Origin of the sequence: Marinibactrum halimedae (assembly GCF_021234875.1) — a bacterium.
Lineage (GTDB): Bacteria > Pseudomonadota > Gammaproteobacteria > Pseudomonadales > Cellvibrionaceae > Marinibactrum > Marinibactrum halimedae.
This window is the reverse complement of sequence record NZ_JAJQVM010000003.1, coordinates 101,517-118,648: the sequence shown is the minus strand read 5'-3', so window position 1 is coordinate 118,648 and position 17,132 is coordinate 101,517. Positions and strand designations below refer to the sequence as shown.

General features: G+C 43.5%; 10 protein-coding genes, 1 tRNA gene and 1 pseudogene. 4 read left to right on the top strand and 8 right to left on the bottom strand.

The window, feature by feature from the left end:
• Positions 1–98 precede the first annotated feature (98 nt).
• A complete protein-coding gene (locus LU351_RS02855) occupies positions 99–764 on the top strand; it encodes a glutathione S-transferase family protein (protein ID WP_232592489.1) in 666 nt (221 codons plus the stop codon).
• 122 nt (positions 765–886) lie between these two features.
• Here the strand turns inward: LU351_RS02855 and LU351_RS02850 are convergent, their stop codons facing one another.
• A complete protein-coding gene (locus LU351_RS02850) occupies positions 887–1,384 on the bottom strand; it encodes a GNAT family N-acetyltransferase (protein ID WP_232592488.1) in 498 nt (165 codons plus the stop codon).
• A 406-nt stretch (positions 1,385–1,790) separates the two neighbouring features.
• Here LU351_RS02850 and LU351_RS02845 point away from each other — a divergent pair, with 406 nt between their 5' ends.
• On the top strand, positions 1,791–2,312 hold the full coding sequence (locus tag LU351_RS02845) for a GNAT family N-acetyltransferase (protein WP_232592487.1): 522 nt from the start codon (positions 1,791–1,793) through the stop codon (positions 2,310–2,312).
• A 217-nt stretch (positions 2,313–2,529) separates the two neighbouring features.
• On the opposite strand, the gene LU351_RS02840 is transcribed toward LU351_RS02845, so the two are convergent.
• The 4 genes from LU351_RS02840 to rtcR form a co-directional block, all read right to left on the bottom strand.
• Complete coding sequence (locus LU351_RS02840; RefSeq protein ID WP_232592486.1) at positions 2,530–3,687, bottom strand: slipin family protein; 1,158 nt, start codon at positions 3,685–3,687, stop codon at positions 2,530–2,532.
• A gap of 426 nt (positions 3,688–4,113) precedes the next feature.
• Positions 4,114–4,190: transfer RNA gene (locus LU351_RS02835), tRNA-Met, on the bottom strand.
• A gap of 133 nt (positions 4,191–4,323) precedes the next feature.
• Positions 4,324–4,881, bottom strand: coding sequence for an HNH endonuclease (locus tag LU351_RS02830; protein WP_232592485.1), 558 nt, complete (start codon positions 4,879–4,881; stop codon positions 4,324–4,326).
• A 1,233-nt stretch (positions 4,882–6,114) separates the two neighbouring features.
• Positions 6,115–7,746: an RNA repair transcriptional activator RtcR gene (rtcR, locus tag LU351_RS02825; protein WP_232592484.1), complete on the bottom strand. Its 1,632-nt coding sequence runs from the start codon at positions 7,744–7,746 to the stop codon at positions 6,115–6,117.
• A gap of 282 nt (positions 7,747–8,028) precedes the next feature.
• On the opposite strand from rtcR, the gene LU351_RS02820 reads away from it, so the two are divergent.
• Both LU351_RS02820 and rtcA read left to right on the top strand, forming a co-directional pair.
• Positions 8,029–9,231 carry an RtcB family protein gene (locus LU351_RS02820; RefSeq protein ID WP_232592613.1) on the top strand — a complete coding sequence of 401 codons (1,203 nt, stop codon included), beginning with the start codon at positions 8,029–8,031 and terminating at the stop codon, positions 9,229–9,231.
• A 90-nt stretch (positions 9,232–9,321) separates the two neighbouring features.
• The gene (rtcA, locus tag LU351_RS02815) at positions 9,322–10,335 is read left to right on the top strand and encodes an RNA 3'-terminal phosphate cyclase (protein WP_232592483.1); all 1,014 of its coding nucleotides are present in this window, start codon (positions 9,322–9,324) and stop codon (positions 10,333–10,335) included.
• 399 nt (positions 10,336–10,734) lie between these two features.
• Here rtcA and LU351_RS02810 read toward each other — a convergent pair.
• From LU351_RS02810 to pulA, 3 genes and pseudogenes are all read right to left on the bottom strand, one after another.
• Positions 10,735–11,834: pseudogene (locus LU351_RS02810) on the bottom strand (AAA family ATPase).
• A 175-nt stretch (positions 11,835–12,009) separates the two neighbouring features.
• The gene (locus LU351_RS02805; protein ID WP_232592482.1) at positions 12,010–12,645 is read right to left on the bottom strand and encodes an RNA ligase family protein; all 636 of its coding nucleotides are present in this window, start codon (positions 12,643–12,645) and stop codon (positions 12,010–12,012) included.
• A 440-nt stretch (positions 12,646–13,085) separates the two neighbouring features.
• The gene (gene pulA, locus LU351_RS02800) at positions 13,086–17,105 is read right to left on the bottom strand and encodes a pullulanase-type alpha-1,6-glucosidase (protein WP_232592481.1); all 4,020 of its coding nucleotides are present in this window, start codon (positions 17,103–17,105) and stop codon (positions 13,086–13,088) included.
• Positions 17,106–17,132 lie beyond the last annotated feature (27 nt).

Here is a 17,132-nt window from a genome sequence, read left to right as displayed (position 1 = left end):
GCCAATAAGCATAAAAACGTAAAAATGCCATGCTTCAATAGACTTACCAATGACATTAGCAGTACCAAACCAACCTGATGTACGTATTGGAGTCATCAATGATTGAACTGTATTCCGCTGCCACTCCGAATGGGCATAAAATCAGTGTAGCCCTCGAAGAAATGGCACTGCCCTATGAACCGCACACCATCGACTTAATGAAGGGCGAACAGAAACAGCCTGAATTTCTCAAGATTTGCCCTAATGGGCGAATTCCAGCCATTGTGGATCAAGAAAGAGACAATTTCGCTGTATTTGAATCCGGGGCCATCCTTATTTATTTATCAGAAAAAACAGGGCAGTTTTTACCCACTACAACACAAGCAAGATCACAAGTTCTACAATGGCTAATGTTCCAAATGGGGGGAGTCGGTCCGATGATGGGACAGGCTAATGTTTTTTATCGATATTTTCCCACCAAAATTCCTGAAGCTATTGAACGCTACCAAAAGGAAGCCAAACGATTACTGACGGTTTTGGATACCCAACTGAAAGATAACGAATACTTGGTCGGTGAATACAGCATTGCCGATATGGCCAATTGGTGCTGGGCGCGAACTCACCAATGGTCTGGTGTCGAGATCGATGACTTACCTCATTTACAACGCTGGATTAACGCCATTGCTGAACGCCCTGCCGCAGCGAAAGGCATTACCATTCCCCCTTCGCAAATGGAAGATAAAGAAGCGTTCGTCAAAGGGGCTCAGACTATGCTTGTCAAATAATCATCTATTCTAATTCACAAAAACTGCACCTGTCAGCGCCTAACGAGGAAACTGGCAGGTGAAAAGTTACCCCTTTAATCCAAAAGTTTTGATCATTGTTTATCTAATCAACCTTTGGTCGTCTACTTTAAGCCTTCAGCCCTATCCGCCATCGCTTTTAAAGCCTCCCCGGATAACTGATAACCAATCCATTCGCTTTTAGATTGAGCGCCCAATGATTCATAAAATTCAATAGCGGGTGTATTCCAATCCAACACACTCCATTCGAACCGCTCACATCCGGCATCCACAGCTATTTTTGCAAGACACTCTAATAAAAGTTTTCCAGCCTGCTTTCCTCTGTGCTCTGGTGATACATACAAATCTTCCAAGTAGAGCCCAAGCTTCCCAAGCCACGTAGAGTAATTGTAAAAATACACAGCAAAGCCAATGGGTTCGCCTTTCTCTTCACAAATCAATGCATCCACCCGAGACTCTTCTGCGAATAGGGTCTCTTCAATATCCGAAACAGAGGCCTTTACTTTGGCTTCGGCTTTTTCGTACCGTGCTAGTTCAGTAATAAAATTCAAAATCGTCGACGCATCTTCCCGAATTGCTTGACGAATACGTAAATCTGTCACTACTTACTCCTACATATCCACTTTAATTTCCCATTCTCAAGGGCTTATTCATAAAACGTAAACTTTGCAATGCCGAATTATAGGATAATGATTTTTAAAAATGCGGGTTTTATTCGTGCGAAATTAGGACACGCTCTATAATAGTCATAGAGCTTTCTCTCTCCCTGTCGTACTGCTTACTGCCACAGCGGATAGTAATCAGGGCATAGACTGTATTAACTGGGTATGGACAAATAAGATAGGTATGGACAATTAAGTATGTGGCAAATTATTTCTCACCCAAAGCGACCTTGCGTGAATGACATAATGACCAGGGCGTTAAAAGAGATGACATTTTGGACTTCCATATGACACCTCCCCCTTCTACACAAATAAATCTGACCGCCCGATACGACATTACCTTTACATGAACTATAGAATCATTACCTCTTCCGACTGGCAGCAGCTCGCGCAATATTATCGCCGCAATCATGATCACTTTCGACGATGGGAACCCATACGCGAGCATGGATTTCACTCTAATGCACAATGGCAGCAACGAATACATCGCTGCTTATCGGAACAACAACAGATGAAATCATGCTACTACATTGCCATTGATGAATCGCTGCCACACATTGTTGGCCACTGCACTCTATCACAAATGGTGTATGGCCCATTTAGAGCCGCTTATATGGGTTATGGCATTGATCAAGACTATGAAGGGCAAGGTATCATGTACACGCTCTGTCAGAACGTTATTCAATCCGCCTTTGGTGAATTAGGGTTACATCGAATCATGGCCAATTATATGCCCAAAAATCATCGATCCGCTGCCTTATTAGAACGCTTAGGATTTACCATAGAAGGACGCGCTCAAGGTTACTTACATATCAATGGGCGCTGGGAAGATCATATATTAACGGCGTTGGTGAATACCGAAGATTAAATTGACGATCCCGAAGCCACCTCCACATTAGTGGGGGAAACCGCACTCTCGCCGCGAAGCGGCTGGCTCCTCCGTTACGCTGCGACCCAAACCAACACAAAGCGGGCGTTAACTGCCAAAGGAAGAAATATTCAGCGAAATATCGAAAAACGGCTTTCAGAAAGTTGCAGCAATAAAGAATCGAGCACATAACTCCCGCTCTTTCGAACGGGAGGTTTTATTGACCCGATTTGGACGGCGCTAGCTTAACCATGTCATTTAGGACGCTATCCAAGCCACCGTAAACAGAAATCTTATCGATTTTTGCAGTGATTCGTTCTAGTGCCTCTAGCTCCTTCAATCGTAATAACACTGGGTTGTTTTCCATTACCTTCGCAGTGTTATGTAGTGATCGCATAGCTTGAGTTTCTTCTCGTCGCTTAATGACGTTGGCTTCGGCTTCTTTTTGGGCTTCAACCACCTGATTTAAGATCACTTTCATATCGCCGGGTAGAATAATGTCTTTCACACCCACTCTTCGCAATTGAATACCAAACTCGGAAAGCTTCTCACTTGCGCCATTTGCGATAACTGCATTCAGAGCATCTTTATCTTCAAGTAATTCATCAAGCGTTTTTGTGCTCACAGCTTCTCGCAATCGCAACTGAAGCTCCAGATAAATAAAGTTCGCATAGTCTTTCAATTTTAGTGCGACGGCTTCCGGATCGACAATGTTGTAACTAGCGGACAGGTTAATACGCAAGCTCACACGATCTTTAGTCAAAATTTCCTGACCGCTAACATCGATGGTCTGTACGCGCAAGTCAAGCAGCTTAACGACGATTGAACGATTGTATTTCCAGAAAGCGTAAGCACCGGTCTTCAGTACACTTTCTAACTTACTGTTCACTTGAAGAAGACCTACATGTTCATCTGGTACTTCTGCATAGTTAATGGCATTGACAACTTGTCGACTTGCACCGATTTTTACGCCTCGACCTAAGAGTGCAACCAGCTCATCATTGAGTGCATAGTTTTTAGTGATATCGACGATATCCACTCGAACATCTTCAGCGCCTTTCCAAGTCACCAATAGATTACCCGGAGGTAAAATATCTGAGATTTTTTGATCTCGGTAGATAATACCCACTTCGTTATCATTTAGTTCAAACACATCTATAGCGTCTTCAAGAAGTGTTTGGTATTGACGCACCAAAAATTTCAATTTCGGGTGTTCAAAACGCACTGACGTAATATCAAATTTTTCTACTTTTAACTCTCGCCCAAGGGTAGACAATCGGTGTCGACCCGGACCAAGTACTTTTTGTAGCCGATCTCGATCAAAGAGCAAGGCTCGTTCACTGTCGGCAATATCCACTGTTTTAAAAAATAACATCGTATATCCTTTTGCCTAATCATTTAAAGATGTGGCGAGGCCCACCCTCGAATCCAGGGGGGTCAAATTTGAAATCAGCAGGAATTCATTCCAGAGGATTGGATTTATTTATCACTCACCCAACAATCATTCTTATCTATTGATGTGGTGTATAAACACATTCCATTCATACAATGTCATCGTGCTGATTCGATCCATCTAACCCGGCTGTATTGTCGGCGTCTTGATGACCACCACAGATGGTGGAAATACAGATTTTGTATGGAGCAAAATCTTCATGTGTTGAACGAACCCCATTTGCGGCTGGTTAACACAATTCAAGACCATGGGCCTCTTGTAGATTTTTAAACAAGAGTGAAAGTCTTGTGAGGATTCGAACCTCAAGGTCTCTCGACCATTACCATAAGAGTCGTTTTGGAGACGACATGGTGTTTTTGACGGGAATCGAACCCGCTACCGATAGATTATGAGTCTATTGCTCTACCCAAATGAGCTACAAAAACCATCCAGTTTATTCCCGCTTTCGAATTGGTACACAATACGTTAGTAACGCTTGTGCCAGACTGGTATACAGAACCAGTTCCGCTAACTCTCGGCGAAGATATAAACTTCTGTATGGAATACGACGTAGAAAATTTACGCCGCTTTCCAAATCCTTTTACCTGAAAATTGTTTTTCCAAATATTCCATTTGATCCGCTAATATTGTGTGTTGTGCCAAGTACATGGATTCAAATATATTTGGCCTAAAAGGTATGGCTAGTAACTTCATACCCGCTTGCTCAGGTGTTCGGTCTGCTTTAAAGTGATTGCACTTTCCACAAGCCGCAACAACATTTTCCCAAATATCTAACCCTCCTTGTGCACGCGGTACTACGTGATCTCGCGTCAATTCTGCATGACTAAATTTGTCACCGCAGTACATACAATGATAATTATCTCGGCGAAATAGCATTCGATTATTAAACCCAGAAACCAATTTTTTTCGATGTGAATCACCTCGAGTGGCAATAACTGGACTGATTTTCAACGAAGATTGTTTTCCGGTGAATCGGTTTGTTCCTCCGAAGATAACTAAACTTTTATCTCCAACTTCCCACTGCACCAAATTTTTGACATATAAAACGGCCGCTTCTTCCCGCGAAAGCCAAGAAGTTGGTGTACCGGAGATATCTAAGCGCAAGATTCTGCCCATCTCATTACTCCTACTGGTTGCTAAACTGGCGTTCCCGGTTGGGTAAAAAGTATGTTTTTGCCCTAGCCCACGGTATACCATTCATTCTGAACAGAGCCGCTCCTGCGCATCCATGCGCTCAAGGCATACCGTTCATCCTGAACATAAAAAACCCCGATTGTTGCCAACCGGGGTTTCTCTCATTCACCGGAAGGCACAGCCTTCCGTTATTGAAAGCTATTTACATCAAATTGCTATCACCAATTTTCACGCAGGGGTGTTCTAGCCCACTACGGAGTACATTTGTCTCTATGGACGGTGTGGACCAGTCCGATAAATAAAAATGCTTGTTATGTTGCTGACAGATAAAATTCATAATTTCTTACTTACTGTTTTTGTTCGTGTTGCGAATCTGTTTTAAACGATACGTGCTGATTTTTTTCTTTGCAAATTTAATTTTTTGGTGATTATTTAAGTGTATTTCTGAACGTTATATAACATTATTTTTTTTAGGGTGAGCAATCCCCTACTGCAACTTATGGCAATATTTCGGAAAGGGGTTATCGGAGAAAAATTGACTAGAATTCAAAATTTCTCTACCGGTTAAATCACACTATTCATCTATACAAAAATGTTCTAAGCCTCAATTAAAATAAATTTCTCTTTCCTGTTGATATCCTAAATTTGGTGGTTCATGAGCGTGAAAAGTATATTCATATACTTTGTTGCTTCCGCAACCACCCGTTGGGAGCCCTAATTTCAATCTTTAATTTCCTTCGGGCAAATACGCTCTCGCACATCCTGTGCTTCGCTGCATAAGCCCATCCATGGGCAAAAAAAAACCCGAAAAGCGTCAATCGCCTTCCGGGTTTTTGTTTGAATACTTAAACTAAAGCTGGAAGGCGTATTGCCTACCAGAGCTTTGGTCTAGCAGGCAAAGTGTGGACGTGCGAGATCCTCCTGTGGATGACATATCATCCCAGGCGTCCAAATAGAAAAACTGCTGTGCTTACAACGTAGTAAAGTCATTACAATCTCAAATTAAGTTTGAGCGGATTGTATGAACCGAGGTGTTAAAGTCAAGTGATTTTGTAGAAGAGATTTATTTTAGATGCCGCTAGTCTCACAATCCGTGCAACTTAAATATCGTTTGGTGGCTTGTTCTTAACTATTGAACAGCACACCAGTAAGCCGTTAATTATATAGACGCTGTGCCTATCGAGCTTATGGAGAGCTCCATATCCACTCATCTACTTATCGGTTCAGCTCATCAAACGAAACACCGTACTTTTCTAGTAGCTGTCGAACGCGGTGAGAATCATTCGTAGACTTTTTGGTTGTGCGACTTTGATTAAACAAAGTTCTACCGGCTTCTGCCATTGAATTTGAGTTTCGGCACACCTTTGTAATTCCGGCTAAGATAATTTGATCGTAGAGGTCGAGGTGGTTGAATCTGGCTTCGCCAATCAGATCTTTTGTCATTTCGATTGGGTTGTCGTTTGATTGCTTGGAGACTTTCCATTTGGTTTTCAGGCGATCGATTTCTTCTTTCACTAGACCGGCGGTAATTCGTCCTCCATCCGCCAGGGTGCCAAGTCGTGTAATACTCGCATTAAGATCACGAAAATTGGCCGACCACTTAGCTTCGGGAGACTGGCTGAAACTCAGATAGATGTCCCGAGCTGTTTTATTAAAGCTGATGAGTTGACCGCTCTTTGAGGCGAATTTTTCAATTTCGTATTCAATGTTGGGCTCAATGTCTTCCGGTCGTTCTTTTAAAGATGGGAGGTTGTATTCCCAAAGGTCTATTCTTGCTAGCAGATCTTCCCGAAATTTACCTTCATGAGCGTATTTCGCAAGATCTTTATTGGTCCCTGCTATGAGTTGAAAGTTACTGCTGGTTTCTTTATCTGCCCCAAATGGGATAAAACGTTTATCTTCAATGGCACGCAGCAACATAGCCTGTTCATCAATGCCGAGTTCGCCAATTTCATCTAAAAAAAGAAGGCCTTGATCCGCTTCTTTTAGTAGCCCCGGTCTATCGGTGGTGGCGCCAGTAAAAGCCCCCTTTTTATGGCCAAACAGCGCTGACATAGCGTTTTCGCCTCGTAACGTTGCACAGTTAACGGCGACAAGATTTCCTTCAATAATGCCTCTATGCTTTCTGAGTTCGTAGACCCTTTGTGCAAGTTGAGATTTGCCTGCGCCCGTTGGCCCTGTGATTAATATGGGTTCATTGGATCGAACGGAAACCTTCTCTAGCTGTTCAATCATCGTGTTGAACGCAGGGTTATTGGTTTCAATTCCCCCTTTCAGATAGGAGGTTCCCTCTTTGTGTTCTTTTTGAAAGCGCGAAGCAATTTGGTCGTACTTGGACAGATCCAAATCGATGATTTGGTATTCGCCGGCACTGCTTTGGTTTTTTCCGGAATGAGTTTCGTTTTCTCCGGCACTGTTTTTTCTCGGGGGAGAGGTTTGAAGGAGTTTTCCTGGTAAGTACCCCGCCTCCGTTAACAGATATAAGCATATTTGGGCGACGTGCGTGCCTGTGGTGATATGGGTTAAATACTGCTCTCTGCTTGGCTTAAATGTGTAGCTCCTACAAAAATCTAACAGCTCGCTATAGACCGTTTCGAAGTCCCAAGGATGTTCAAAGTTAACGTAGTGATGAACCACTTTTGTTTCAGGTGATGCATGATAAATATCCTCGGTGACTTGGTCTGCAAGCCGCTGGGAGTTCCTATCAAATACGAGATCTAAACGATCAATCATCAAGTCATCGTGTTGAAACATCGAAACCGTAGGTCGCCATTTATCCCAGCGCTTACCGCGCTTGCCTCGTTTATCGAGTACGGTGCCGAGTATGCTAATAGCGACGGTTTTCATGGGGTAACTCCTATTAATACCATTATCCAAACTATTATAAATCTATCGAAATAGATATGCATTGATAAAATAGATGGATGACAACTTATCCACGTTATTACATTTTTTATCATTAAAAACAATGAGTTAAGTGTTTTTTGGTTAGATATCAAAAGTTTGGCACTGTCTTCGCTACGCTCATGTCAACATGAATATCAATAAAGCAGGCCTATCAACGAAATACGCCTGCTAACCAATAAACATGAAGAGGATTGAGCAGTGATTGAAAATGCTTATGAAGTGATGCAGGAAGGCGGTGTTCCGATTAAGTCGTGGACCAAAGGTGTTTCTTTTGAGCCCGAAGCCAGACAGCAGTTAAAAAACATCTCTCGCTTGCCGTTTATTCATAAGTGGATCGCGGCAATGCCGGATGTTCATTTAGGCAAAGGTGCAACGATTGGGAGTGTTGTTCCAACCTTAGGCGCAGTGATACCAGCAGCGGTTGGCGTGGACATTGGCTGCGGAATGATGGCAGTGCGAACCAGCTTAACCGCTTCCGATTTACCCGATAACTTATCAGGAATTCGAAATGCCATTGAACGCGCTGTGCCCCATGGACGCTCCGCTCGCGCCAGAGGAGGCCGCGATAAAGGCGCTTGGGCCAATATTCCTGATGATGTCATGACCGCTTGGATGCCTTTATCAGCACAGTTTGATGTATTAAAAGATAAGCATCGAGTACTAAAGAATACCAATAACATTAATCACTTAGGAACGCTTGGGACGGGAAATCACTTTATTGAAATGTGTTTGGATGAGCATGATAGCGTTTGGTTAATGTTACACAGCGGCTCACGTGGTGTGGGAAACCGAATCGGCACGCACTTTATTGAAAAAGCGAAAAAAGATATGGAGCGTTGGCATATCCAACTTCCAGATTCTGATTTGGCGTATTTGCCTGAAGGTACGGATCACTTTGATGAGTACGTTGAGGCGGTGGAGTGGGCGCAAAACTTCGCGCGCATTAATCGTGAAGTGATGATGGCTCGGGTGATTGATGCCGTTAAGAGTACCCTGCATCGAGACTTTGACGCACGCATGGAAGCGGTAAATTGCCATCATAATTATGTGTCTAGAGAAAACCATTATGGAAAAAATGTTTTGGTTACTCGTAAGGGAGCTGTGCGTGCCCGTGAAGGTGAGATGGGTATTATTCCAGGAAGTATGGGGGCTCGCTCATTTATTGTCCGTGGATTAGGAAATGAAGAAAGCTTCTGTAGTTGCAGCCACGGAGCGGGACGAATTATGTCGCGAACCAAGGCTAAAAAGTTAGTGTCATTGGAAGAACATCGCCAAGCCACCGAAGGCGTAGAATGCCGCAAGGATGAAGGTGTTATTGACGAAACACCCTCCGCGTATAAGCCAATCGAAAAAGTCATGGAGGCTCAAAAAGATTTGGTCGAGGTGGTGTATACCCTAAAGCAGGTGGTATGTGTTAAGGGGTGAGCAAGCTCCTGGCTAAGGATGGCCCCTTGCTTAAGAAAATAAAGTTTAAAGAAATAAGCGTTTAAGGATAAGAGAAACTAAGGAAGTAAGATGAAAATAATTGATGGCTCTCAAGGTGAAGGTGGGGGTCAGGTTTTTCGCACTAGCTTGACGCTTTCAATGTGTCTCGGTGAGCCAGTTACCATAACAAATATCCGTGCAGGCAGAAAAAAGCCAGGGCTTTTACGTCAGCACTTAACGTGCTTAAAGGCGGCGCAAGAAATTTGTGAGGCGAAAGTTAAGGGAGCAACTCTAGGCTCTACTCTCGTTGAATTTATTCCTGGAAAGGTTCGGGCGGGAAAATACCATTTTGCCGTTGGTTCAGCAGGAAGCACTACCTTGGTGTTTCAAACCGTTTATTTGCCGTTACTGCTGGCCGGCAGCGACAGTGAATTATTATTAGAAGGTGGAACGCATAATGGGATGGCGCCAAGTTTTGATTTTATTCGGCAGTCATTTTTACCTGAATTGGAAAAAATGGGCGTGATGATAGAGGCAGAACTTGAACGTTTTGGTTTTTATCCCGCTGGCGGAGGTGCTTGGAAAGCTTATATCCGTTCTACAGACAAAATAGTCAGCTACCAAAATGAGAGGCGTGGAGAATTATTATCCTTAACAGCTGTTGCAACCTCTGCACAAATTCCTGGCCACGTGGTGGATAGAGAGTTGCGCAGAGTGACCGATCACTTTTCGCCGATATGTGTCGATTTAAATAAACGACTTGTGAAATCCGTTGGCCCCGGAAACATTCTCTCATTACAGGCTAAATACGAGGAGATCACAGAGTGTGTAGAGGTAATTGGGGAGAGAAGTGTTTCCGCTGAAGTTGTTGCGGATAACGCCGCCGATAAACTCAAAACGTATCTTTCTTCGAATTCCGTTATTGGTGAGTATCTGGCTGATCAGCTACTACTGCCTATGGCGCTTGGAGCGGGTGGTAGTTTTACGACGATAGAACCCAGTCTGCACTTGAAGACCAATGCTGAAATTATTCAAGCATTCGTGGGGACTAAAATCACCATAAGCAAGCTCGCATCGAATAGCTGGAAAGTATTGGTGTCATGAGCCTCCAGTAGCTTACTCAGGAAAATAAGTGTATCTCGCACCATACTTAAAATATATCGTTTAGCCCGCACACCCTCAGGGTAGGTAAAAAGCAACCAAGCTTAAGCTAAATCAATAAAAAAAGTCATTACTCCCCTAATCGTTTATTTAAAGTAATCTTTCTTTCTCGCCAATGCTCAGCTTTTTTAATGATAAAACGCACAAACTCTGGGCGCACCCATTTATAGCGTTTCAGCACATGGCGATCTGACTCCATTTTTATATATAGCCCTTCCATTAAATGACAAACCTAATTGTGTACCATCCATTTTTTCTTCTATTACCCAGCTATCACCCCCTGGTAAGGCCAAATCATCATCGCAAAACTGAGTTTCAGACAATGACTGCGTTCGTGGGTATTTAATAAATGGACTTGTCATCAACAAACCCCGTGCGAAAACATTCTTTGCCCTTAACACCTACGACTATCATACGGTGACACTCATTGACCAAGGGGAATTGATAACTATCAATTTGAGCCCGCAATACCTGGGAACCTACACTGTATTGACGTTGTTGATCCGCTTTCAATAGCTCGTCTTCCGGCAATAGAAAGACAACCATTGTCACCAGAGCATGATAAGCTTCAGCAAGCTCAATGATCATACTGCGAAAGTCACTACGGAGATTGGTTGCATCCCAAATCACTTTCGCTTTTCGGCGCAAACTGTCTTTAAAACGATCCTTAGCCAAGTGTAAAATTTGTCCTTTGTTTTTTGGTTACTACGGTTTCCATTAACCTCCTGTCTTAATTCATCCAGCGATATAACCTCATACTCTGAAGCATGTTGAGCAATCCACGTCGACTTACCCGAGCCACTAGGGCCACACATGACCATGACTTGAGGATGCTGATCTTTATGTTGATAGGCGATTGCTAAAGCTTCATCCGGATGAAAAATACGATCCTGTTCCATAGCTTGTAAACCGCTTGCATAAACATAGTGCCTTGCCGTATCAGACTCCCCGATTAATGCAGATTGAGGCCACATAAATGCTTTGCCCCAAACGTTGTATTCTTCGGCGAACAAGGCAAATTCATCAAGGTGCGACAACTGAAGTGACAAATCAGGGCATTTTCTCCCTCTCATGTCGGCAACCTCTAACCAATACAACAGCTCTGTATCCGTCCGGCGTGATAACGCCAAGTATTGACCACGCGACATGTTCTTCACCGCTAATAGTTTGGGCATATGATGCTCTCCCACAAGCCCCAGTACCTGCCAATAAACCTCGAAAGAAAGCGGTAACGTTTGTAAGGCAAACGCTAAGTATGAGCGACCGATACTCTCATGCTGTGGTGATGCAATTCGGTGTATACCCTTAATCTCAATAGCCTTGGTACATTTGGGTTTTCCGATGTCATGCAATAGAGCAGCCAGTATCAAAGCTTGCCGTCGACCGCCAGTAATATGTCGAGCTTGGCTACCTAATAGATCATAAAGCTCATTCAGTACCATCCCAGTATGGATATGGACATCACCCTCTGCATGCCACTCTGGATCTTGTTGTGTGTCTTTAAATTCATACAACCAGGATATATGGTCACCTAAAGTGTCAATGCATTCATCAATATCTGGGGTTGCTGCAAGGGATAAACTTTCCAACCAATGACTAAGCGTTTTGTCATTCATCTTAACCTCCATTAGGCTCCAGTCCATTCGGCACAAGTTCCATAAACATCCAATGCTCATCCGTTTGTACGTGGTTGCTACGCACCCATTTAGCCACAGATCGTGAGAAGGCATCGTAAGCAAAAGACTCTACGATACGCACCACATAGCCCTCAACTTTCTGTTCATTGACGGAAATCGCTTTAATCAGTTCTTCATCCCAGATGCCATGATAAAAAACCGTTGGCACAGCAATATTCAATAGATCGAACCACTCGAGGGTCTCCTCCCAGCCTAAGCAATAATTTTTATCATTCCAAAGAGAAAAACCGTAAAAATAACTGAGTAAGTCGGTATAAGTGATTGAGTGCTGTGCATATAAATTCTCACCACATACTCGCCACCCCTTTGGAATCTCATGGGCAATCGTTGAATGCCATTGCTTCACCCAATCACGAGAAGGGTGATGACGGCTGTCTAGAGACCGAGCATGGAGGCCATCACGGTAAAGAATGGTGTTTTCACCATCCATTTTTTCTGTGACAACAATTCTTTTGCCTTCAAAGGCTTTAACATTGAGCGTACGAACATCATCGTGGTTGAAACCGGGTGACCACGGTAAGTGTGGGGTACGAGGGTATTTACGGCGGTTTGTCATTATTTCCTCCAAACACTATGTACCTCTCCTGATATTAATCAAGATAGGGGCTTTTGATATTGAGCATAGTGAGCGCACTGTGGGTAGTAGCGCGCAGAGGAAAAATTACATAACGATTACTCTATCTGGTGAGCGAGAGCTCAGAAGTTGTGGCGGCAAGTATATTGAAGACGGGCAAATATTTAAACATCAATTTCGTAAATTGACGTAATTCCATAACGCTTCTTTCTGACTCTCCCAACATCTTCGATGTCGTCTTTTCTGGTCGATACAATAAACTACCCCGCCGCAAGCGGCGGGTAATATAACCCTGAGAGAATTCAGCCAAAAAATCCATTTTGGATACCATTAGCCGCCCTGAAAATTGTGGTATTTTCAGGGCGGCCATTTAATTCGTACTTTACAGTACTGGGAAATCGTGTTTGAACGACACTTTTATACTACGGCACTGCCCTGATGGTCACGTTAGGATTGGCGCTATCGGCTGCATTAATAAAGAACTGATAATTTCCCGCTACCGAAATGGTTAACGTTAAATTAGCACCTACTGCCGTTAACGTTTTTGGTGTATCTAGCACAACGGCATTGTCTGTACCATTCCCACCAAAATCCACCGTTGTCCAATCTTCTGAAGCAATTTTAAATTCATAATCCCCTACCGCCAAACTCATGCTGGTGGTATATAGGTTATTCCCGCTGTAGGTCATTGGATTATCCGTACTCCACCCATTTAAACTGCCTCGCACATAAATCGTCGTTGCATCAAAGGGTACTTTTTCATTCACCGTAATCGTGGGGTTATTAATGTCTAAAGCATCAACGGTGAAAACGTATTGACCATCTTGCGCAATAGAAAGGGGAATATTACTCCCGGCTGAGATGAGATTTTGGGGTGTACCCAATACCACTGCAGAGCCACTCCCCCCCAAGTCCACCGTACTCCAATCTGAACTGGCGACTTTAAATTCATAATCTCCCGTCGTTAATGTGCGCTCCAGTCGGTAAATTCCTGCACTTTGGTATTCTAAGATATCCACTTCACCCCAGTCATTCATGGAGCCACGAATAAATACCGTCGTCCCACCAAACGGTGCCACATCCGGTTCACCACTGGTGGCATCGGCAGCCAACCCTTCGCCTTGTGTAGCCCCTTGGGCCTTTACAAACACCGCCATCGTCTGGGCTGGCACTGTAAATTCACCAGAGTTAGTTGAGGCATCATAGGTAAAGGTTGAAGTGCGAACCGTGGCGTCCACCGACGAAGCCAATACCGGGTGCAGAGAAAAACCTTGTGCCGTTGGAATACGATGCGATTGCGATTGCGCTGTGCCATTTACCACCACCACTAACGCATCATAATTCGGGTCAATATCGGTTAAGCCCGCATCCAATAAACCGATACCATCATCAATACTCATTACGATTACCCCTTGAGTTTGACGTGTTCCCGTATTATGAAATCCAATTCTCGCCAAGACCTCCTCTTTATTTTGCAAACGGAACAGGGCACTGTTTGAACGTATCGATAAAAATTCTTGGAATGCTTGAGAAGCGAATTGCAAATGCGAAGGCTGCGGTTGAGATTGAGGATTGGCAATCAACGCCCTCATATTATCCCACTTACTCTCATTATCTTGTGCCAAAGGCAACCCAATATTCCAGTTACTCGAATTTAATGTAAAGTCAACGTCATTAAACCATTCCCCGGCATCATAGGTATTTCTATCTAAGGATTTTGAACGAAGAAAATCACCGCCAAATTGCAAAAAAGGAATCCCTTGGCTAACTAGCGGAATAGCAATTGCGATGTTTTGTAATCGAACTCGACTCTCTAGCGACTCGCTTGAAGGCAGATTGGTTTGTAAAATATCCCACAGAGTTTCATTATCGTGTTTCGACACATAATTCATAATATCTGCGGGATCCTCTCCATAACCAGCAGGCTGACTGTTCCAAAACACACTGTCGGCACGCACAGAAAGACCGTTTTGATCCTGAAAAATATAGTCTTTTAACGTTCCAGCCATACTGATTCGAATAAAATCTTGCTCTAACAAACTGCCGTTTTCCATAAATAAATCGGCACTACGAACACTTTCTCGAATACGATCATTAAAAGTACTGATTTCTGTTCCTGCCATATTGGCCTGTGTCGCTTGTTCAAAACGTTTTCCGTCTCGAACATCATCCCCAAAATTCCAGCCTTCGCCGTAAAAATGATTATCAGAATCAACCGCTAAAACTGCCGCCTGTGCGGCTAAAATTTCTGATTTAGGAATGTGCCCCATTACATCAAAACGAAACCCATCAAATTTATAATGCTGCGCCCAAATAACTAAGGTATCCGTCATTAATTTGGACATCATGACGCGCTCTGGCGCCGTATTGTCGCAACAAGTGGAATTTTCCACTGCACCACTGGTTTCGTTTAAGCGGTGATAATAACCTGGCACCACTTTATCCAGTACCGAATTTGGGTTTAAACCCGACGACGCCGTATGGTTATAGACCACATCAGAAATAACTCGTAAACCCATTTGGTGTAATGACTGAATCATTGCACGCATTTCGATAATCCGTGCGACGCCATCTGGGTCAGTGGCATAACTGCCTTCCGGTGTGCCAAAATGATGGGGATCATAACCCCAATTAAATCCATCCAATCCACGCAAACTGTTCACTAATGCTTGCGCATCCGTCGAAGCAGGGTCATAACTGGCCAAAACATCTCGTAAAATCGATGAGCCATTTTCAACACCACAGACGGGTGCAGCGTTGTTTAACGAACATAATTTTTCAACGGTATCGGTTAAATCAACCCGTTCCGCCCCCCTTTCATTTACCGTCGTAATGTCGTTGGTCGGCAATAAATGCAACACATTCAATCCATTATTCACCAAGGATTGCAAATGCTGCATAGGAACCGAATTAGTTTCGGTAAATGCGAGGTATTTTCCGCGATTATCTACCGAGGTACTTTCATCCCAAATACTGAAGTCTCGAACATGACCTTCATAAATAATCGCATCTTCCCAAGCGTCTAAAGTGGGAATGTTATGAGTATCCCATCCAATGGGTTTTAATTCAGTATCGCTTAAGTTTACAAATTGAGAATACTCGCCATTGGTGGATAAGCTGACCGAGTAAGGGTCTGTGGTTTCCATCACTTCTATGGCATTCGATGCCGGATGAAATGCCGTCACTTCATATCGATAAAACTGTCGATCCCAATTACTCCCTGTCGCTCGCCAAATACCCGTCGCCTCATCCAACGTCATTGCCTGAGTATCCAGCAAAGTTTTATCCGAAGAAAAAATCTTTATACGAACTTGCTGAGCGGTTGGCGCCCAAAGTTGAGCACTTATATTTCTCTGAGCACTATCACCTATATTTTCATACTGTATACCCAGCGTGGCTTCGTTCGCATCGTTATCTCCAGAGGTAAAAACATCATCCAGTACTTCTGCAATTTGTACCCGTGTTGCCGCGATGGGCGCATTGTTTGCATCATAAGCAACCGCAATTAATTCTCCCTTTAAGGCAGCCGTTACCCAGTTTCGATTTTCATTGTGCGAGAAGGGGGTATAACTCGATAAATGAGGAAATTGACTTGTTAATTCTGAGGTAAACTCAACGGGCGCTAGACTTGTCACCCTTCCATTAGTGACACCAGCTTCACTATCAAAATTCAATCCAGCATCGGAAGAAACATGCAATCGATACTGTGCAGCATCAGTGGGTGCATCCCACAATAAAGTATTTTCAGAAACCCAAATCGCACTGGCCCCGGCAACAGAAACACCGAGTGACAAAATAGGCGTATTATAAACATCACACACCTCCTGCAGTGCAAATGTCATGCGTTCACCGGTTAAAAATAAACGTTTATCTTGCCCGCAATTTTCCTTCTCATCGGCATCATGAATAATAAAATTCGCACATTCACTAAACCCATCTTTTAACGCTAGTATCCAATATGCCCCATAATTTGGATCCACACCGGAATGCACTACGCCATTATTCCAATCCACACCATTTAATTGCTCATCAGAATACGCATCGCAGGGAGCGCCATTATCATTCCAAATATGCAATTTCCAATTATCATAAACACCATCGCCTCGGTTGTAATAGAGCACCGCTTGATTATCACCAGGTTGAATAGACGGTTCTGGCAAAGTAGGATCAACAGCCGGAATACACATTACATTGTCTGCATCTGGCACCAATGGTGTTGGGCATTCCAGAGAAGGCGGCTCAACGCAACTGTTGCCGCTTTCACTAATAACAAGGGGTTGATTACACGTAAACAACGTACTGCCTGACTCAGTATCATTGCCTGAACCGCCGCAACTCACCACACCCAAAAGCAACAAACTCAAAATAATTTTTTTTAAGAGCCCGTCCTTTAGGAAAGGAAATTTTGAAAACCGAACCACAATTCTTTTCAACACACCCATGAAGGTATTCTCCATATTTCTTATTGT

Coding starts and splice junctions, on each gene's coding strand:
- LU351_RS02805 (WP_232592482.1), bottom strand. CDS start 12,645: ATGACAAACCGCCGTAAATACCCTCGTACCCCACACTTACCGTGGTCA.
- LU351_RS02830 (WP_232592485.1), bottom strand. CDS start 4,881: ATGGGCAGAATCTTGCGCTTAGATATCTCCGGTACACCAACTTCTTGG.
- LU351_RS02820 (WP_232592613.1), top strand. CDS start 8,029: ATGCAGGAAGGCGGTGTTCCGATTAAGTCGTGGACCAAAGGTGTTTCT.
- rtcA (WP_232592483.1), top strand. CDS start 9,322: ATGAAAATAATTGATGGCTCTCAAGGTGAAGGTGGGGGTCAGGTTTTT.
- pulA (WP_232592481.1), bottom strand. CDS start 17,105: ATGGGTGTGTTGAAAAGAATTGTGGTTCGGTTTTCAAAATTTCCTTTC.
- LU351_RS02855 (WP_232592489.1), top strand. CDS start 99: ATGATTGAACTGTATTCCGCTGCCACTCCGAATGGGCATAAAATCAGT.
- LU351_RS02845 (WP_232592487.1), top strand. CDS start 1,791: ATGAACTATAGAATCATTACCTCTTCCGACTGGCAGCAGCTCGCGCAA.
- LU351_RS02840 (WP_232592486.1), bottom strand. CDS start 3,687: ATGTTATTTTTTAAAACAGTGGATATTGCCGACAGTGAACGAGCCTTG.
- rtcR (WP_232592484.1), bottom strand. CDS start 7,746: ATGAAAACCGTCGCTATTAGCATACTCGGCACCGTACTCGATAAACGA.